General features: G+C 54.4%; 26 protein-coding genes. 23 read left to right on the forward strand and 3 right to left on the reverse strand.

Translation table 11 applies throughout. The features are described 5' to 3' along the window. Positions 1-112 precede the first annotated feature (112 nt). From IPM50_10455 to IPM50_10470, 4 genes are all read left to right on the forward strand, one after another. Entirely contained in the window at positions 113-346 is a 234-nt protein-coding gene (locus IPM50_10455) for a thioredoxin family protein (protein QQS32092.1), read from the forward strand. A 72-nt stretch (positions 347-418) separates the two neighbouring features. After that, positions 419-682 carry a DUF2024 family protein gene (locus IPM50_10460; protein ID QQS32093.1) on the forward strand — a complete coding sequence of 88 codons (264 nt, stop codon included), beginning with the start codon at positions 419-421 and terminating at the stop codon, positions 680-682. A gap of 51 nt (positions 683-733) precedes the next feature. Next, positions 734-1,312, forward strand: a complete 579-nt coding sequence (locus IPM50_10465; protein ID QQS32094.1) for an NAD(P)H-dependent oxidoreductase — start codon at positions 734-736, stop codon at positions 1,310-1,312. After that, positions 1,309-1,917, forward strand: a complete 609-nt coding sequence (locus tag IPM50_10470; GenBank protein ID QQS32095.1) for a winged helix-turn-helix transcriptional regulator — start codon at positions 1,309-1,311, stop codon at positions 1,915-1,917. The genes IPM50_10465 and IPM50_10470 overlap by 4 nt, the downstream gene beginning before the upstream one ends. Positions 1,918-1,945: 28 nt before the next feature. On the opposite strand, the gene IPM50_10475 is transcribed toward IPM50_10470, so the two are convergent. After that, positions 1,946-2,380, reverse strand: a complete 435-nt coding sequence (locus IPM50_10475) for an Lrp/AsnC family transcriptional regulator (protein ID QQS32096.1) — start codon at positions 2,378-2,380, stop codon at positions 1,946-1,948. Positions 2,381-2,554: 174 nt separating this feature from the next. Between IPM50_10475 and IPM50_10480 the strand changes: the two genes are divergently transcribed. The 11 genes from IPM50_10480 (at position 2,555) to IPM50_10530 (ending at position 11,127) form a co-directional block, all read left to right on the forward strand. Further along, positions 2,555-3,457: a phenylalanine 4-monooxygenase gene (locus tag IPM50_10480; GenBank protein ID QQS32097.1), complete on the forward strand. Its 903-nt coding sequence runs from the start codon at positions 2,555-2,557 to the stop codon at positions 3,455-3,457. Positions 3,458-3,463: 6 nt separating this feature from the next. After that, the gene (locus tag IPM50_10485; protein QQS32098.1) at positions 3,464-4,009 is read left to right on the forward strand and encodes a hypothetical protein; all 546 of its coding nucleotides are present in this window, start codon (positions 3,464-3,466) and stop codon (positions 4,007-4,009) included. Between the two features lie 293 nt (positions 4,010-4,302). Further along, positions 4,303-4,803: a hypothetical protein gene (locus tag IPM50_10490; protein ID QQS32099.1), complete on the forward strand. Its 501-nt coding sequence runs from the start codon at positions 4,303-4,305 to the stop codon at positions 4,801-4,803. 48 nt (positions 4,804-4,851) lie between these two features. After that, the gene (hppD, locus tag IPM50_10495; protein ID QQS32100.1) at positions 4,852-6,027 is read left to right on the forward strand and encodes a 4-hydroxyphenylpyruvate dioxygenase; all 1,176 of its coding nucleotides are present in this window, start codon (positions 4,852-4,854) and stop codon (positions 6,025-6,027) included. Beyond that, positions 6,024-6,464, forward strand: coding sequence for a GNAT family N-acetyltransferase (locus IPM50_10500; GenBank protein ID QQS32101.1), 441 nt, complete (start codon positions 6,024-6,026; stop codon positions 6,462-6,464). The genes hppD and IPM50_10500 overlap by 4 nt, the downstream gene beginning before the upstream one ends. 10 nt (positions 6,465-6,474) lie before the next feature. Beyond that, positions 6,475-6,918: a hypothetical protein gene (locus tag IPM50_10505; protein QQS32102.1), complete on the forward strand. Its 444-nt coding sequence runs from the start codon at positions 6,475-6,477 to the stop codon at positions 6,916-6,918. A 21-nt stretch (positions 6,919-6,939) separates the two neighbouring features. Continuing rightward, positions 6,940-8,226 carry a homogentisate 1,2-dioxygenase gene (locus IPM50_10510; protein ID QQS32103.1) on the forward strand — a complete coding sequence of 429 codons (1,287 nt, stop codon included), beginning with the start codon at positions 6,940-6,942 and terminating at the stop codon, positions 8,224-8,226. A gap of 40 nt (positions 8,227-8,266) precedes the next feature. Further along, positions 8,267-9,382 (forward strand): SMP-30/gluconolactonase/LRE family protein, encoded by a 1,116-nt coding sequence (locus IPM50_10515; GenBank protein ID QQS32104.1) that lies wholly within the window; start codon positions 8,267-8,269, stop codon positions 9,380-9,382. Positions 9,383-9,428: 46 nt separating this feature from the next. Continuing rightward, the gene (locus IPM50_10520) at positions 9,429-9,863 is read left to right on the forward strand and encodes an OsmC family protein (protein QQS32105.1); all 435 of its coding nucleotides are present in this window, start codon (positions 9,429-9,431) and stop codon (positions 9,861-9,863) included. Positions 9,864-9,989: 126 nt separating this feature from the next. Then, positions 9,990-10,721 carry an ankyrin repeat domain-containing protein gene (locus IPM50_10525; protein QQS32106.1) on the forward strand — a complete coding sequence of 244 codons (732 nt, stop codon included), beginning with the start codon at positions 9,990-9,992 and terminating at the stop codon, positions 10,719-10,721. A 4-nt stretch (positions 10,722-10,725) separates the two neighbouring features. Continuing rightward, complete coding sequence (locus tag IPM50_10530; GenBank protein QQS32107.1) at positions 10,726-11,127, forward strand: VOC family protein; 402 nt, start codon at positions 10,726-10,728, stop codon at positions 11,125-11,127. Between the two features lie 34 nt (positions 11,128-11,161). On the opposite strand, the gene IPM50_10535 is transcribed toward IPM50_10530, so the two are convergent. Then, complete coding sequence (locus tag IPM50_10535; protein ID QQS32108.1) at positions 11,162-11,680, reverse strand: rhodanese-like domain-containing protein; 519 nt, start codon at positions 11,678-11,680, stop codon at positions 11,162-11,164. Between the two features lie 147 nt (positions 11,681-11,827). Here IPM50_10535 and IPM50_10540 point away from each other — a divergent pair, with 147 nt between their 5' ends. Then, the gene (locus tag IPM50_10540; protein ID QQS32109.1) at positions 11,828-12,481 is read left to right on the forward strand and encodes a hypothetical protein; all 654 of its coding nucleotides are present in this window, start codon (positions 11,828-11,830) and stop codon (positions 12,479-12,481) included. Positions 12,482-12,520: 39 nt separating this feature from the next. Here the strand turns inward: IPM50_10540 and IPM50_10545 are convergent, their stop codons facing one another. After that, a complete protein-coding gene (locus IPM50_10545) occupies positions 12,521-12,754 on the reverse strand; it encodes a hypothetical protein (protein QQS32110.1) in 234 nt (77 codons plus the stop codon). A gap of 269 nt (positions 12,755-13,023) precedes the next feature. Here IPM50_10545 and IPM50_10550 point away from each other — a divergent pair, with 269 nt between their 5' ends. The 7 genes from IPM50_10550 to IPM50_10580 are packed head-to-tail and all read left to right on the forward strand — an operon-like array spanning position 13,024 to position 18,391. Further along, positions 13,024-14,034, forward strand: coding sequence for a chitosanase (locus tag IPM50_10550; GenBank protein QQS32111.1), 1,011 nt, complete (start codon positions 13,024-13,026; stop codon positions 14,032-14,034). Beyond that, positions 14,022-14,210 carry a hypothetical protein gene (locus IPM50_10555; protein QQS32112.1) on the forward strand — a complete coding sequence of 63 codons (189 nt, stop codon included), beginning with the start codon at positions 14,022-14,024 and terminating at the stop codon, positions 14,208-14,210. The genes IPM50_10550 and IPM50_10555 overlap by 13 nt, the downstream gene beginning before the upstream one ends. Continuing rightward, positions 14,207-15,544 carry a phage terminase large subunit gene (gene terL / locus IPM50_10560; GenBank protein QQS32113.1) on the forward strand — a complete coding sequence of 446 codons (1,338 nt, stop codon included), beginning with the start codon at positions 14,207-14,209 and terminating at the stop codon, positions 15,542-15,544. Before IPM50_10555 ends, terL begins: the two co-directional genes overlap by 4 nt. Before the next feature lie 4 nt (positions 15,545-15,548). Continuing rightward, positions 15,549-16,802: a phage portal protein gene (locus tag IPM50_10565; protein QQS32114.1), complete on the forward strand. Its 1,254-nt coding sequence runs from the start codon at positions 15,549-15,551 to the stop codon at positions 16,800-16,802. Then, entirely contained in the window at positions 16,799-17,191 is a 393-nt protein-coding gene (locus IPM50_10570) for a hypothetical protein (protein ID QQS32115.1), read from the forward strand. The genes IPM50_10565 and IPM50_10570 overlap by 4 nt, the downstream gene beginning before the upstream one ends. Before the next feature lie 25 nt (positions 17,192-17,216). Then, positions 17,217-18,065 (forward strand): P22 coat protein - protein 5 domain protein, encoded by an 849-nt coding sequence (locus IPM50_10575; protein QQS32116.1) that lies wholly within the window; start codon positions 17,217-17,219, stop codon positions 18,063-18,065. Positions 18,066-18,067: 2 nt separating this feature from the next. Beyond that, positions 18,068-18,391 (forward strand): hypothetical protein, encoded by a 324-nt coding sequence (locus IPM50_10580; GenBank protein ID QQS32117.1) that lies wholly within the window; start codon positions 18,068-18,070, stop codon positions 18,389-18,391. Positions 18,392-18,421: the final 30 nt, after the last annotated feature.

The raw sequence follows: 18,421 nt of genomic DNA on the forward strand, positions 1-18,421 counted from the left end.
GGCAGGTGGCCCTGATCCGACCGAAGATCATGAGTGTTATTTGACATAGTAAGGATTCCTAACTAATATAAGATCGACAACTATGTCAAATTTAGCTAAGGAGATGTGAAAAATGAGCAAATCAGTTTTTTATCACGCCGGTTGTCCGGTTTGCGTTAGTGCGGAGCAGGACGTTATCAGCCTTATAGGAGCCGATAATGTGGAAGTCGTTCATTTTGGTAATGATATGTCGAGATTTGAAGAGGCGGAAAAGGCCGGCGTCAAATCCGTGCCGGCATTGATTACCCCAAACGGCAACGTGCTTCACATCAATTTTGGTGCTTCAATGGCAGACCTTAAAGGATGATCATCAGCCCTGTCGAAAGGCTCCAAACAGTTTTTCGGCAGGGTTGCCTTTCAATTACGGATAATAGATATTATGCAAGTAGCGGTTTGGGACACTTTCGTAAAACGCGGGGACGGAAGAACGATGCATTTTGACATCATCGCTCCGGCCGAGATTAAAGATGCTGCGGTGATCTACGGTTACGGCCGCGACTACTTGAAAGAAAAGGGCGAGGATTCGCAGACATTGACCTCAAACGAATGCAGTTTTTGTCACGTTGATGAGGTGCAGCCGCAATGGGTGAAAGCCATCGAGGAGAAAGGGTATTTCATCTACGAGATGGAGAATTGCGATTAGCTGATCTATCTGAGAATGTAAAAGTATCCGGCTTGGCAAACATTTGACGATATGAAAAAGATCCTGGTGATCAACGGCCATCCGGATAAAGAAAGCTACTGTTACGCACTTGCCGAGGCCTACACGAAAGGCGCCGTCGCATCGGGAGCCGTGGTAAAAGAGATCAGAGTAGCCGAGCTGCGATTCGACCCCAATCTGCGATTTGGTTACCGAATGAGAACCGAGCTGGAACCTGACCTCATAGACTCCTGGGAAAAAATAAAATGGGCCGATCATCTGGTTTGGGTCTATCCGGTTTGGTGGGGATCGCTACCGGCTATTTTGAAAGGCTTTATTGACCGCGTGTTTTTGCCGGGATTTGCGTTCAAGAAACGCGAGAATTCACTTTTGTGGGATGCACTGCTCAAAGGCAAGTCCGCGAGGATAATTTCGACACTCGACCAACCGGTTTGGTTCTATTGGCTCGTAAATCGACAGCCGAGCTATTGGGCTATGAAACGATTAACGTTGAATTTCTGCGGCATAAAACCGGTGAAAGCTACTACGATCGGACCTATACGATTATCAACTGATTCGTTTCGAAATAAATGGCTCGCAAAGGTCGAGCAATTGGGACGCGAACAGAAATGAACAGCTCGGCATTCGACCCGAAACATCAGAGCGATAGTGTTGAAAGCAAGATAGTTGCATCTCTGGAAAGGATCTCGCAGGCATTTCGGGTATTGCTATGGAACGAAAGCAAGGAGCATTCGCTCAGCCCGATACAGGTACAGGTGTTGATCTTTTTGCTGCATCATTCGGATGAAAAACGAAAGGTGAGCTACCTGGCCGACGAATTTAATGTAACAAAGGCGACCATGAGCGATTGCGTCAGGTCGCTCGAGCAGAAACAGCTGATCGAAAAGCATCTCGAACCTAATGATGCACGAAGCTATACCATTCATCTGACCGCGAAAGGCGAAGATATAGCAAAAAAGACATCTTTTTTCGCCGAGCAAATACAGGCACCGATCGAGAAATTATCGTCGGTCGAAAAAGAAAACTTACTTTTGAGTCTATTCGGAATAATCAGCCGGCTGAATCAAACCGGGGTCATTACGATCCAAAGAATGTGCCTGTCCTGCCATTATTACAGTTCAGAGGACGGGCATTATTGTAAGCTACTCAAGCAGCGGCTTATGGATGTCGAACTTAGGATCGACTGTGCCGAGCACGAACTCAGAAAGGCCGCGTGAGTTTTGTTGTCAAAGATCGATCAAAATTTCAAACCTCAATTATCCTTTTCCGTACCGGTGACGACAGGACGATCGTTGTCGTCGTGATGCCGTAGGGTGTGAGGCGGTCGATGACCTCCTGCAGGTGTTCGACCGAGGCGACGGCGACCTTCATTATGAACGAATCGCCGCCGGTGCCGCGGTGGCATTCGAGCACTTCATTCGATCCTTGCGCGACATCGATAATGTGGCTGTAATCGACGCCCGTAATGCTCATTCTGACGAATGCAGTGATCGGCAGCCCGACCTTTGTCGTGTCGATCTGCGCACGATAGCCCATGATGATGCCGGCGTCCTCCAGCTTGCGGACGCGTTCGATGACGGCGGGCGTCGTCAGGCCGACGCGGCGTCCGAGTTCGGCGTAGCTCGTGCGTGCGTCCGTCTGCAGCTCTACGATTATCTTTCGGTCGATATCGTCGATCATTTCACGTCTAGTTTAGAAAATAAATCAAAAAGTGCAAATAAACATATATTGTTAGGCGATTTGCGTTTCGAAATTTACTAATCCCATTCAGCGGCGTTAGCAATTGCGTTAAACTAATAAGTTCAAACGCAAGTAGTATCTCCCGGCATCGTATCTTTGAAACTTTGAAACGCTATGCTGACAGAAACCGCCACCGCCACCTCCGATTTTGCCATCGAGAATTTTCAGGTATCGGACGCCGACCTGCCCGAATTTCGGGACATGAAGTTCGAAAACATCAACGAACTCAAACTCGATCATCCGGGCGCGAATGACCTCGCATACCGCGAACGCCGCGACCATATTGCGTCGCTGGCGAAAAACTTTCGCGAGACGGGCGAGATCACCGACGTCGATTACAACCCGCGTGAACAGCGCGTATGGCGTTATGTCGCCGAGGAACTGGAAGAGCTGCACGAAAAGCACGCATCGCCGTTCTACCTGCGTGCTAAACGCGACCTCGGTATTTCGAATGAACGCATTCCGCAGCTGACCGAGATGAACCGCCGCCTGCGTGAACTGACCGGTTTTCGGCTTGCGCCGATCGAAGGGCTCGTCGAAACGCGTGCGTTTCTGTCGTGGCTGTCGTACCGCGTGATGCTCTGTACGCAGTACATCCGCCATCACTCGCAGCCCGCCTACACGCCCGAACCCGACATCGTTCACGAGGCCATCGGCCATATTCCGATGTTCACAAACCCGGCGTTCGCCGATTTCTCGCAGTTCATCGGCCTCGGCGCACGCATCGCAACCGACAAGCAGATCGAGGAGCTCGGGCGGCTGTATTGGTTCACGGTCGAATTCGGCCTGGTCGAGCACGAAGGCGACATCAAGGCATATGGCGCCGGACTGCTCTCAAGCTTTGGCGAACTCGAACACGCATTCTCAACCCACGTCGAACGCCGCCCGTTCAACCTCGAACAGGTCATCAACCACGAATACACCTACAGCGACATGCAGCCCGTGCTGTACGTGATTCCGTCGTATGCCGAGCTGAAAGAGGTGACGCGGAAGTATATTGAGAGTTTTCAGAAATAAAATTTGATGGAGAACCCGATACCCTCAACAAAAATAGGCGAAGTCTTGTCGGTCTTGAATGAAATGAGGCAGGCTGGGATAGTCGATAAGTATGCTATCGGCGGAGCGTTTGCGGCGATCCTGCACAATGAACCTATATCGACGATAGATCTCGATATTTTCTTTCTCTTCAAAGAAAAACAGTCGTCACTGGTACTTTCATTAGACTCGATCTATGAGTTCGCCCGGGCGCGCGGGTTTTCGTTCGATCATGAGTTTGTAAATATCCACGGTTGGTTGGTCCAATTTGTCGAAGCTAGCCAAAGTAGATTGTGGTCCGAGGCAATTGAAAATGCCATTGTCCTGTCTATCGATAGTCTTGACGTGTTTGTGATCGATAAGGAGTATCTTATAGCAATGTGGCTTTTCGCCGGGCGGGCTAAGGACTATCAAAAAATAGCAGCGTTTGTAGACTCAGATATTCTGGACACCGAAAAACTGACGGATATTCTGGAGCGACACCAGTTGCTGGTAAAATGGAAAAATGAGAAGTGGAGGTTTATGAATGAGTAGCGGAAAGGAAGTTACAGAACTAACAAGACGCAAAAACATATCGCGCTCTTATTTAAGGTCTCTCTCACCAGAAGCCAAGATCGCTCAACTTGTCAGTTTGCAGGAGCGATACTACGAAATGTTGTCGATCCGGGAAGCCAACGGAGGCACACCGATTCCATCTAAATGGAAGAAATGGCACGCGGCCCGGCACGGATGAGATTATTTAATTTGTTATAGAAAATTGTCGGCACATAGTTCTTCACCGCTCCTGTCCCGGCGATAATGCTTTTCAACTCAGTTACGTAGACGCGATGAAAGCTTGGATATTAATTTTTTTATTTACAGTTCCTGTCGTATCCCAAGGCGCCAACGACTCTCTTTACGCCCGCGGTCTTCAGATGTGTCTGGAAAAGGAGCTTGCGTCATATGCAACATTTACACAAAAAGACTTGCGAAACGTGATCGTAGAGTATGACTTTTACATAACCAAAAATTTGCCACAGCGGATGGGTGAGATCACAGTCCGTTATCTGAATGACTCGGAGATGATCCGAGAATTCAGGAAGCTCTCAAAAGAAGACCGAAAACGCGGAATTCCATTCATCAAGATCTTTCCAATCTCAGATAAGGACGGCAAATTATTTTTCGCATACAACAACTATTGGTTTACATACTCAGAAAAAGGCGGAGTCTTTTCTAAGAAGGTGTTGAGCTTAGGTCGGGGTTTAGAAGGCGGATGCAATGGCGAGATCGGTTTCGACTCCTTGGAAAAAAAGTTCTATATGACAGAAGCCAAAATTTGGGGTATTTAGCAGGCATGGTTTGACAGGTGATTTTGAGTAGTTTGCAGATTTAACTATATGGATAACAAGAACCCGTTAGGATTAAAAAAGATACATCACGTTGAGTTTTACGTCGGCAACGCCAAGCAGGCGGAGTTTTATTATCGCAAGGCGTTCGGGTTCTCGCGGCATGCGTATTCCGGGCTCGAGACGGGCAATCGCGAATCGACGAGTTATGTGATGCGGCAGGGCAATGTGAATTTTGTCCTGACGGCGGCGATGGGGCCGGAACATCCGGCGGCCGATCACGTCAAGCTGCATGGCGATGGCGTGAAGGACATCGCGTTCTACGTCGAAGATGCGGATCATGCGTTCAATGAGGCTGTTCGCCGGGGTGCGACGCCGGTCATCGAGCCGCACGATTGGCAGGACGAAAACGGCTCGGTCCGCAAGGCGGCGATCGCGACCTACGGCGATACGATACATTCGTTTATCTCGTACGGCGTCGGTAGCCCGAACGTGAGTAAAGATGGAAATGGAAACGGCAGCGTTCAACCACCCGCTACCGCAGGTGGTTCTGACAATCAGTACAACGGCCCGTTCCTGCCCGGATTTGTCGCGCAAGCCGTCGAAGGCGAAAGCGTCGGGCTGATGTTGGTCGATCACATCGTCGGCAACGTTGAGCTCGGCAAGATGAACTATTGGTGCGATTTTTATCGCGACGTGCTCGGGTTTTTCCGCTATATCACGTTCGACGACAAGGACATCTCGACAGAGTATTCGGCGTTGATGTCGATCGTGATGTCGGACGGACAGCACAACATCAAGTTCCCGATCAACGAGCCTGCGGAGGGTAAAGGCGGCAAATCGCAGATCCAGGAATACATCGATTTTTACCGATCGGCCGGTGCTCAGCACGTCGCTCTGTTGTGCCGCGATGTACTCGCGACCGTCGAAAAGCTGCAGCAGAACGGCGTCGAGTTCCTGACGATACCCGACACGTATTATGACGACCTGCTCGACAGAGTCGGCCCGATCGACGAAGACATAGAAAGCCTGAAAAAGCTCGGCATCCTCGTCGACCGCGACGACGAAGGCTACCTATTGCAGATATTCACCAAGCCGGTCGAAGACCGCCCGACGGTGTTCTACGAAATTCTCCAACGCAAAGGCTGCAAAGGCTTCGGCAAAGGCAACTTCAAAGCGCTGTTCGTCTCGATCGAAGAAGAGCAGCGGCGGCGCGGCAATCTATGATCAGGCCATATTCGGCCGGTGACCTCGAGGCCGTCATTGCGATCTTCCGGTCGAACATTCCGAAGTATTTTGTCGAATCGGAAGAATCCGAACTGCGGGAATTTTTGGCGGACAGTGTTGAAAATTATTATGTCATCGAGCTTAACGGCGAGGTCGTCGGTGCGGGCGGCATTGCGTTGAACGCTGACGATACCGTTTCACTGTGTTGGGGAATGGTCCATAGCAGCCGTCTCGGAACAGGTTTGGGAAAGCTGCTGACTGAGTATCGTCTGGCTCGCTCGCAGGAAATGTTTGGTGCGAAACCCATCGTTACGAACACATCGCAGCATACGAGCGGATTTTACGAGCGGCTCGGTTTTGTGATGATCGAACACACGCCCGACGGTTTCGGGCCGGGAATAGATATTTGCAGGATGCGCAAGGAAGCGGGCAACTGAACAATCTTGTATGAAATTTGTTTCTGACAGGCTGTCGAAGATGCACCCTCTGGACGTGCTGTTTCGCGGTATGATCCTCAGCCTGGGGCTGCTTTTCTTTGCTTTCGCGGCATGGCAGGCTGTCGGGTCGGTCCGGACGATCGCGACCTACGACAGATATTCTGCCGAGGTCAAAAGCTGCCGGTCGGACAGTTCGCCGAATGCTCGTTTTGGTTTCTATTCCTGCGATGTCAGATATCAGGTCGATTCAGGCAGGCGTTCGGCAACTGTCGATAATCTGCTTTTCAGTTACGCCGAGGGCGACCAAATGGATATTTACATCGGCAGAGGCGAGCAATACAGCGTGCGGGCCGGCGGATTCGTGGGCCTTTGGGGTATACCGACATTGCTTAGCGTGATCGGCACGGCGTTCTTCGCTTTCGCAGTTTGGCCGAGCAAAGAAAAGAGAACTTAGGATTTAGACGTTTGGTGGATCATGGATACAAAATATCAAACAGGTTTCGGAAATGAGTTTGCTACAGAGGCGGTCGAGGGAGCGTTGCCGATCGGGCGAAATTCGCCGCAGAAAGCCCCGCTGGGGCTTTACGCCGAACAACTTTCGGGCACGGCGTTCACGGTGCCGCGTTCGGGTAATAAGCGCACGTGGACATACCGCATTCGCCCGAGTGTGATGCACAAGCCTTTCGAGCGCATCGACAACGGCCGCTGGCTGAGCAAACCTGATCTGGACGAGGTCACGCCGAATCAACTGCGTTGGGACCCGCTTCCGCTGCCGACGGAACCGACCGATCTCATCGACGGCATCACGACCATTGCTCTCAACGGCGACGCGATGTCGCAAACAGGCATCGGCATCCACATCTATGCCTGCAACAAAGGCATGGACGGCCGCTATTTTTACAACGCCGACGGCGAGATGCTGTTCGTACCCGAAATGGGATCGCTTACGATCTACACCGAACTCGGCGTGATCGTTGTGTCGCCCGGCGAGGTCTGCTGCATACCGCGGGGCGTGAGGTTTCGTGTTGAGGTCGGCGGAAATGCCCGCGGCTATATTTGCGAGAATTACGGAGCGCATTTCAAACTGCCCGACCTCGGCCCGATCGGTGCGAACGGACTGGCGAATTCGCGTGATTTTGAGACGCCGGTCGCTTGGTACGAGGACGTTGACGGTGAGTTTGAACAGGTAGCAAAATTCGGCGGCAATCTGTGGCGTTGCGGTATCGACCATTCGCCGCTCGATGTCGTCGCGTGGCACGGCAACTACGCTCCGTATAAATATGATCTCCGCCGCTTCAACACGATCGGCTCGATATCGTTCGATCATCCGGATCCGAGCATCTTTACTGTTCTAACGTCGCCAAGTGGTGAGCCGGGCGTGGCGAATTGCGATTTCGTGATCTTTCCCGACAGATGGCTGGTCGGCGAGGATACGTTCCGTCCGCCGTGGTATCACCGGAACTATATGTCAGAATACATGGGACTGATCTACGGCCAATACGATGCCAAGGAAGAAGGCTTCGTCCCCGGCGGCGGCTCGCTCCACAACCAGATGTCCGCCCACGGCCCCGACCTCGATGCCTTTGAAAAGGCCTCCAACGCCGATTTGAAGCCGCAGAAGCTCTCCGGAACGCTCGCATTCATGTTCGAATCGCGCTACATCATCCGCCCGACCAAATTCGCAATGGAAACTTCCTACCTCCAACACGAATACTTCGAAGTTTGGCAGCGACTGAAAAAGAATTTCCAAACTAATCGATAGTTTTGGTCAATATCTTGGATCAAATGGAGGCTTGAATTCTATGTTTAGAGAACAGACCAGGGCGTTGATGGTCATGACAGCGTTGGTGTTGACTGGGTGTACGGCGGGTAATGTCGACGATACGATCACTGCGAACCATGGTCCGCGAAACAACAGGGAGTCGGTAGCTGAAACTCCGACCTGGACGTTTTCGCCCGATATGATCTTCCCCGCTAACCGTAGTCTTAAGCGACCTGAAGACGGGATTGCACTAGCAGATGGGCGGCTGATCGTAGCTGATCAAAGTGATGGGCTAAGGCTCGTTTCGCAGGACGGGAGCACCACGCCGTTCGGCAAAATGAAAGAAGCTGGGTATTCAAATGATCCGCCTGATGACGAGGGCGGCGCCAACGGTGTTTCGCTCGACCCAACAGGCAAATACATTCTCGTCAGCGACGTTTACAAAGGTGGAATATACCGTGTCGATGCCGAGACAGAAGCGACGGAAAAGATCTACCAGCACATGTACGGGGTGAACGCCGCTCGACAGGACTCGAACGGCGGGGTCTGGTTCACTCAATCAACGAGGAACGCCATCGATAAGGGGTCGCAAAACCTCTGGCGTTCGGTCGCGGTCCCCACACCGGATGGAGCGCTCTTTTACCTGGCCCCAAAAGATGTCGGCGTAAGGTTGGAACCGATTCGACTTGAGGACGGTTTCTTATTCGCGAATGGATTGGCGCTCGACGAAAAGGACGGGTATCTATATCTAGCCGAAATGTTCGCTGGTAGGATACTTCGCTATCGTCTCGACGTACCAGCGGGCAAGGTGTCCGACAAAACGACATTTTACGCCGACGGTCGGCCAATTGACAACATTGAGCTAGATGGGAATGGCAGGCTGTGGATGGCTCTTCCGCTGCAAAACGAAATCGTGTCCATCGATATCGCAACCAAACAGGCAACTTCAGTATTTCGTGTATCGACGCCCAAAAGCGAATCGACTTTAATGGAGATCGAAGTATTAATGCGAGAGGGAAAGCCTTGGCTAGAACTCTTTACGTCCGACGTATGGGATCCAGCCCCCGGAGCAATAACAGGTATGATCCTTTCACCAAACAACGGGCCGGTCTATGTAACGGGGCTAGGAAATGCGGTCATAAAATTGGAACGATGAATTGCTGAAGAAGAATTTTTTCGAATATTTTGATACAACAAAACCTATGACTATAAGAAGAACAGCAGAAGCAAAATGGAGCGGTAGCATTACCGAGGGCAAGGGGAGCGTAAAGCTTGAGAGCGGTGCGTTTGAGGGGCCGTATTCGTTCAACGCGCGGTTTGGCGATGACACGTCGATGACGAACCCTGAGGAACTTATTGCCGCGGCCCACGCCGGGTGTTTCACGATGGCGTTCTCGGGTTTTCTCGGTCGCGCCGGTTTTGAGGCAACGAGCATCGAGACGAAAGCGATCGTCCACGTTGAGAAGGAAGAGGCCGGATTCTCCATCCCGCGAATTGACCTGATCACCGAGGCTGTCGTGCCGAATATTTCGGACGAGGAGTTTCAAGAGGTCGCGAAGAACGCAAAAGAAAAATGCCCGGTCTCGCGCGTGCTTGCCGGTGCCGAGATCACGCTCGACGCGACGCTCAAGAGCTAACGGCCGATAACCTTGAGGCCTCGCGGAGCGGCGGTGTCCGGATCGCCCTCCGCGGGCTTTTCTGCGCAACAATATAGGGTCCGGAGGCGTATCTCATGATGCAATTCAATCAGGAGGACGCGGTTAATGGATCAAAGCGAGATACTCGATAGGATCGCCCGCGGGCGGACGGACCTTGTTTTCGATCTTCTCGCAACGTCAGGATGGAACGAATCGCTTCATTCGGCCGAAGTGAGCCCGCTCCAATGGTTTATTTATTATAACGACGTAACGGCCCTGAAAGCGGTAATGAATGCCGGTGGCGACCTTTCCGGCATTGACCTCGGGCGGGAACTTGGTAACGCCGCGTTCTTCGGCCATTGGAAGGTCGCGGACTTCCTTATCGCTAACGGTGCGGACGTGAATTGGTCCGAACCGGAAACTGGCGAAACACCCTTGCATAGCGCTCTCTCGAAAGCGGGCCGGCCGTATTACTTTTACGTGGTCAAGTTGCTCGTCGAAAATGGCGCGGACGTCAATGCGCGGACGATTCCCGGGAAAGCGACCGGGGCATTCATGCGCGACGTCCGCACAAAAGGCGAAACGCCGCTTCACCGGGCGGCCGCTTACGCCGACGCTGAGGCCATCGAATTCCTCATTCAAAGCGGCGCCGAAAAGGAGGCCCGAGATGCCCATGGCGATTCGCCGCTAAGCTGGGCGAGCGAGCATCTCCGTCCGGGTTCGGTGCTAAAGCTCCTCGCATTCCCGCCGCATCACATTAGCGATCTTCATGTCGAGCGAAACACTTCCGACCATGGTTGTGGTTGGGGAAACGGCATGGAACGGAATCTACTCGGAGACTATCTTCCGGGTGTGTAAGAAAATGAATATCGAGATCTCTTCGCTGACACCGCTCTTACAGATCTTCAATATGCGGCGGTCGCTTGCCTTCTATCGAGATCTTCTCGGCTTTTCGGTGGTTGCCGATTCCGGCGGAGGCGATGACGCAAGCTGGGTATGGCTGCGTAAGGATGGATGCGATCTGATGCTCAATGATCAGTACGAGCCCGGAAAAGTTCCTGCCGAGCCGCCCGCAGCACGGACCGCTTGGCACTCCGATACCACCCTCTTCTTCGGCTGCGAGAGCGTAGATGAGATATTCGACCACCTCCGGCAAAAGGGGATCGACCTCGCCCCGCCGACGAACGCGCCCTACGGAATGCGGCAGTTGGCACTGACCGATCCCGACGGCTACACGCTTTGCTTCCAACATCCGGTTCGGTGATCCTCGGGGCCTTGGTCACGCTCGTTGCGGGTGTTCAGTCTCGCGTGTCGGCCGACGCGACCATCTCGAGCTTTGTTGCGCCGATATCAACGAGCGGCCCTAGCTCGTACACGTTGCGATAGCCGTAGGTGTAAAGCGAAATATAGGTCGAGATGTTGAGCGATGCCGTCGCCATTTTCTTTGGAAAAGGGTCTTCCGCGCCTTCGAAATTGTTGTTGCAGTAGATCAATATCCGCGTGTTCTTGTCGGGGAACAGCGTCGCCAGGCTATCGACCGTAATGTCCGGAAAGCTCAGGTTCACCGCACCTTTCACATGCATCTCGTTGTATTTTTCAGTGCTGCGGGCATCCAGTATCACGGTTCCCGGCTCGCGGCTCATTCGGATGAATTCTTCTTCGGTCAAACGCCGCGTCGAGCGGTGCTTTGCCGCCTCTCCGGCGAGCTTCAAATAACCTTCCATATCGATCGCGGGATTCGGAATGTCGCCGCCGATCTGTCCAAATCCGGACGCCGCTGTAAACAGTATCGCGAGACTCATTACTATAGCTTTCATGGTGTTACCTCTCTTTCCTCTCTAGAACGCCCGTGTGATGCGCGTCTTGCAAAATGAGGTGCCTGAAATATCGATTGCCTGGGCATCGCATTTCGAGTAGCATGAATCTCAGCTTCGACTTACAGTAGAAAATCGGAGACCCCTCATATGAAAATGCTTTCTTTATTGGCAATGATCCTCGTGTGTTCGACGTTGGTTTTTGGACAAAAAGTTGAAACAAAACCCGAGCCGTTCTTTATGGAGATCGAGGATATGTTCCCGGTCTCAGGTGCCGGGATAATGATCAGAGGAACCATAGAGCGCGGTAAAGTAAAGGTCGGTGATGAGGTGGAGCTTGTCGGGATCAAGCCGACAAAAGCGACCTCCGTCGTGCGCATCATCAAACCGCCGATCCGCGAGATGCAGACCGAGGCCGCCAAAGGTGACGCGGTCGGCATCGTACTCAAAGGCGTTGAAAAAGACGACCTAAGCCGCGGCCAGGTCATTGCAAAGCCGGGAAGCATAACCGCCGTCTCAAGATTCAAGGCCACGCTGGACATGGTCGCTCCGCTTGCCGGCGGCCGACGCACACCTTTTTTTACGGGCTATCGTCCGCAGGTCTTCATCCGTCTAGGTATGTACGCCGGCATCGTGACGCTGCCGTCCGGTGTCGATTCCGTCGAACCGGGTGCCAAAGCCGTCGAGGTCGAGATAGAACTCAACTCTCCGGCGGCTCTCGAAAAAGGGACCGCTTTTGAACTAAAAGAGGGCGGCCGAGTCGTTGGTAAGGGCACTGTCGTAACGTTCGATAAACCGAAATAAAAAATACATCCGCATTTCACGGATGAACTGCGGGAGCTATTACCCGTCGAGCCCCTTCACCCAATCCAGAAAAGAATCCTCATAAACCAGCCAGGCCTCGCCGTCCGATCGGCGAGGTGCCGTTTCGAACGTGCCGTCCTCGCACATCGCCAATAGAGCTCGACGCGAAGGCGGCGGGACGATGATGCGGTGAACGCGTATGAGCCGCTCGATCTCAGACAGGCGGAGCTTCGTACGCGGCGACAAATCCAATAATCGTTGTGTAGTGTTCATGTGCGTTTCGTGTGTGTTCAGTAGGATCCATGGCCGCGAAAAGCGGTCGTGAAATGTCGGTCTGCGGATGGGATACGCAAAATATGCAGAAACGAGAAAATGATGTAAAGACTTTCATAATACTGCATTCTGCGAATTTCAGCATATCAATTTCCGTCCTTTTGTTCTAACCTCGCAATTGTTCGGGCGATATGTAAGCGGCGAATTAAATCTCATTGAATCGGCTTCGCCCATTATCGTCCGAACGTTCTCTAATATACAACAACCAAATGTTTTTATCAAACGAAAAATTTACAAATTTCACTTCCGAGGACCTCGCAAAGGCGCTGGCGATCGTGAATATCTTTGAGACGTCGCGGCCGATCGGCAACTTCACGGCGTGTGTGGTGCTGGGCGACGGAGCCGGCGTTTCATACGGCATCAGCCAGTTCACGCACCGTTCGGGCTCGCTGGCAAAGGTCGTCGAACGATATCTCGCGACCGGTGCCGACGCGGGCAGAACAAAGCTGCGTGCATCGCTGCCGCTGCTCAGAAAAACGTCCGTTGCCGCGATCAGAATGCTTGCCGCGGACGCTGCTTTCAAGAACGCTCTTCGTGCCGCAGGCCGCACGCCCGAGATGCAGCGTGTTCAGATCGAGGCGGCGTTCGATCTATATCTTTCACCCGCCATTGAGGTCTGCCGGCGTTACGGTTTTCGCGAACCGCTGTCGCTCGCGGTCATTTACGATTCGCTGAATCACGGTTCGTGGGAACGCATCGCCGCACGCGTGCGGACCAAACGCAGCAGCGAGCGGCTGTGGATCACAGACTACGTCCGCAAACGCCATCTGTGGCTGACGAACGTCCCGCGGCTCGCGGCGACGAATTACCGCACGCGTTTCTTCCTCGGCGAGATCGAGCGCGGCAATTGGGCGCTTCGCCTGCCGCTTCGGGTTCACGGGTATCGGCTGACAGAACGTAGCCTGCCGAAAATTCACGCGGCCACGCCGCACATCGCCGAAACCGCAGACACACCGATATCCGAAACAGAAGCCGGCATTTTCGACGGCATTCACCAAGCAGCAGAAGAGGTTCGCACGCGTGCGGATTCCGTGAAGTCTTTATGGGCGACGGTCGGCGGAACGGCGTGGCAGGCGGCGTGGGCGGCCGCGTCGGCTCTCCTGGAAATTCCGCGCGAGGTTTGGATCGTCGCGGCGGTGATCGCAGGCGTTCTGGTACTGGCATACATCTACCGGCAGACGCTTTTGGGACGCATCAGGGAGGAAAAATGCAGGACGTAAAGAACATCATTCTCGCTTGGTTCAGCACGGCGACGGGTTTGCTTGCGGCAGCGACGGACCGGCTGACGCTGACCGTAGTTTCGGTCGTCGTGCTGCCTATTCTTTTTTTCGTAATCGGCAAAACGTCGATGTACTGCTGCAGATCTATCTGCACCGACGCAAATGACGTTCCGTGACAAAACAAAGACCGTCGGACGAGTTTCCGGCGTGGCTGGCGGAAACGTCGAACTGGAAATGGCATCGCCGGCACCAAAGGTTTCTTTACCGCCATCTGAAACGCGTAACTTCCGGCCGTTGCCGGCGGTTGATGATCTTTATGCCGCCGCGTCACGGCAAGAGCGAAACGGTGACCATTCGATACACGGCGTGGCGCATTGAGCGCGAGAGGACATTGAAAGTGATACTGGGCTGCTACAACCAAAGGCTCGCGAACCGTTTTTCGCGAAATATCCGCCGCATTGCCGCCGAGCGAATCGGCCTGGCGAGGGACAGCCGTGCGGCAGACGAATGGGAAACGCGCGAGGGCGGCGGCGTCCGTGCCGTAGGTGTCGGGGCGGGCGTTACAGGATTCGGTGCGTCGCTGATAGTTATCGACGACCCGGTGAAAAGCCGTGCTCTGGCCGAAAGCCCCGTCTATCGCGAGAACGTCTGGGATTGGTTCAATGACGATATTTACACTCGGCTCGAACCGAAAGGCACGATCATTCTGATCCAGACACGCTGGCATGAGGACGACCTCGCAGGCCGTCTGCTCAAACGCATGGCAGAGGGCGGCGAGAAATGGGACGTCGTCCGTTTGCCCGCGATCGCGGAAGAGAACGATCCGATGCGGCGCAAGCCCGGCGAGGCTCTGTGGCCCGGGCGTTTCAGCGTTTCCGATCTCGAACGCATACGCGCGCAGCAGGGCAGTCATTCATTCGAATCGCTCTATCAGCAAAATCCGACGCCCCGCGAAGGCGGCATCTTCAAACGACATTGGTTCACGCGTTTTGTCGATAGCCCGCCGAAGCATCTTCGCTGGGTCCGCGGATATGACCTTGCGGTCTCGACAAAAACGTCTGCCGACTACACGGCGAGTTTTCTGTGCGGACTCGACGAACGCACGGGCGAGCTGTACATAGCGGACGGCTTTCGCGGGCAGATCGAATATCCCGCACAGCGGCGTTACGTGCTGAGCAGGCTTGAGGCTGAACCGCACGTCCTTCACTCGATCGAAAGCTCTCTCCACGGCAAGGCTTTGCTGCAGGACCTTCGCAGCGACAGGCGTTCCGCCGGACGGTCGCTGTGCGGTGTCGATGTTGACGCGGACAAACTGACGCGTTCGCTCGGCTGGGCGGCATTGGCAGAGGAAGGCAAGGTCGTGCTGGTTCGCGGCGGCTGGAATGAGGAGTTCATCGACGAGGTTTGTTCCTTCCCGCACGGCCGGCACGACGATCAGGTCGATGCCGTCAGCATGGCTTGGCGAATGATCCGAAAAGGCAGGAAAAAGGGCCTCGTTGCCTTTGACTAAACTTATGAAAAATAACGACATCGAAAAAGCAATAACACGCATTCGCAGCGGTGCCGCGAGATACGCGAAAGCGGAACGCTATTACGAAGGCCGGCACGATCTGGCATTTGCGACAGAGAAATTTCAGAACACCTTCGGCTCGCTGTTTCGCGAATTCGCACTCAATCTGTGCCCCATCGTCTGTGACGCGGTTCGCGACAAACTGCGGATCACGGGCTTTAGTTCCGAGGTCGAAAATGCGGGCACGGCGGTCCGCAGCGTCAACGCGATCTGGCGGCGCAACCGTATGGAGACGCGAGCGGGCGAAGCACATAAAGAAGCGCTTCGCTGCGGCGATGCATACGTCGTCGTCTGGCCGAATGCCCGCGGTGAGGCCGTTATACATCCGAACCGTGCGGCGAACATGGCCGTCTTTTACGACGACGAAACGCCCGGCGTCGTCACGCTCGCGGCAAAACGCTGGCGGGTCGAGACGGGCGGCGAGCGGCTGAATCTTTACTATGCCGATCGCATCGAAAAATACTCTTGCGGGGAAAACGGCGGCGAAAAATTCACACGCGACGCCGTGGTGAAGAATCCTTTTGGCGTCGTGCCGGTCTTTCATTTTGCAAATAACGCGGACATCGGCAGTTCGGGCCGTTCGGAGCTCGATGCCGCGATCCCCGTGCAGGACGGGCTCAACAAATCCGTGCTCGACATGCTCGTCGCGATGGAATTTGCGGCGTATCGCCAGCGTTGGGCCGCAGGGATAGAACTCGATCTGGACCAGGACGGCAAACCGGTCGCGCCGTTTCGTGCGGGCGTCGAACATCTGTGGATCTCGGAAAATCCGGACGCGAAATTCGGCGATTTTGAGGCCGCCAGGCTCGACCAATTCCTGAAAGTAAAGGACAGCTTCCGCGTCGATATGGCGACGGTCACAGGGACGCCGCTGCATTATTTCGTGCAGAATGCGTCGGGTTTCCCGAGCGGCGAATCGCTGCGGCGTGCCGAATCGCGATTCCTCGCAAAGGTGCGTGACCGGCAGGCGGCGTTCGGCGAAGTTTGGGCCGATGTGATGTCGTTCGCACTGCGTATAAAGACGGGCCGCCATGCGCATTTGCGGACACTGTGGGAAGACGCCGCGCCGCCGTCCGAAAAGGAAAGGCTCGGAAATCTATTGTTGAAACGTCAGCTCGGCATACCGCAAACGCGGCTTCTGGCCGAGGCCGGTTACGGTGCCGCTGAGTCTGATAGAAAAAATGAGGAGGAAATATGAAAGACCAAAACACGGACGAAACGCCGTCCGCAGAGAACGAACTTGAAAAGCTGCGTGCGGAAAATGAGGAGCTCAAATTGGCGATGCGCCGAGCCGAGGTTCACCGGCAGGTAACGGGAGAACTGACGGCGGCGGGAGCGCGTTCGCCGGAGCTGCTGTTGAAAGTGATCGGCGATGACGATCTGGAAAACGCGGCAAAGGACGCGGCCGCGTACGTCGCGAAACTGCGTGGGCAATATCCCGAGCAGTTTGCAACGCCGGGCGGCGACATTGGCGGCGGTTCGGGACGAAATTCCACGATGCTCAGCCGCGAACAGCTTGCCGCGATGACTCCGCAGGAGATCGCCGAACTTGATTGGGACGAGGTGCGCGCCTGTTTGAGCGCATAGGAAAGATAAGGAGAAAACGAGAATTATGGCATTGAGTTTTATACCGACAGTATGGGCTTCGCGGCTGCTGACCGCACTTTCGGCATCGCTGGTCTACGGCCAGCGTCTGGTCGCGAACCGCGACTACGAGGGCGAGATACGCTCCGCGGGCAACACCGTAAAGATCGCCTCCGTGGGCGATGTTTCTATCGGCGAATACACCAAGGACGAGGACATCGACGACCCCGAGGTGCTGACCGACGACGAGCAGACGCTCACGATCGATCAGCAGCGTTACTTTAATTTTTATGTGGACAGCATCGACCGCGCACAGCAGAACGTCAACGTGCTGGACGAGGCGATGGGGCGTTCGGCGTGGGCTCTGCGCGATGTGGCGGACCGATTTCTGGCGGGGCTGATGGAACAGGCCGTCCTACCGGGAAACAAGATCGGATCTAACGCCACGCCAATTGTCCCGACAAAGGACGACGCCTACGAATACCTCGTCGATCTCGGCGTCAAACTGGACGAGGCGAACGTGCCGATCGAAGGGCGTTTCGTCGTAGTGCCGGCGTGGTTTCACGGGCTGCTGCTCAAGGACGAGCGTTTTATCCGCACAGGTGCGTCGGGCGACCGGCGTCTGCGGAACGGCGAGGTCGGCGAGGCGGCAGGTTTCTCCATTCTGAAATCGAATAATGTGCCCGCCATCTCCGGTGCGAAGTACAAGATACTCGCCGGCCACTCGATGGCGACAGCCTATGTCGAGCAGATCCTCGACGTGCAGACGTACAAGCCCGAGAAACGTTTCGGCGACGCGGTCAAAGGCCTGCACGTTTACGGTGCAAAGGTCGTGCGGCCCTCGGCGTTGGCGTGTCTGATCGCAAGCAAGAGCTGACAATGACGAAACTTGACGAACTGAAACTGCTGACCGCGTGGGACGTCGAGCCCACGCTTACCGAAGACGAACTCGAAGACCTGCTCGGCTCGGCGTCAAAAGAAGATGCCGCGGGGATTGCTCCCGGCGATGACGATTGGGAGCCAACGTATGATCTGAACCGAGCCGCCGCACGCGTTTGGCTTGTAAAGGCTGCCCGCACGTCCGCGACCGTCGAGGCCGCTTCGGAAGACACCGGAACGGCGACCTCTCGCGTTTTCGAGAACTGCCTCGCGATGGCGCGGTTCTATTCCGCCAAACGCTCCGCTACGGCGTTTACAGGCTGAGAATTCGCCGAAAGCTAACCTAGATTGCCG

It is taken from the genome of Acidobacteriota bacterium (genome assembly GCA_016700075.1).
GTDB lineage: Bacteria > Acidobacteriota > Blastocatellia > Pyrinomonadales > Pyrinomonadaceae > OLB17.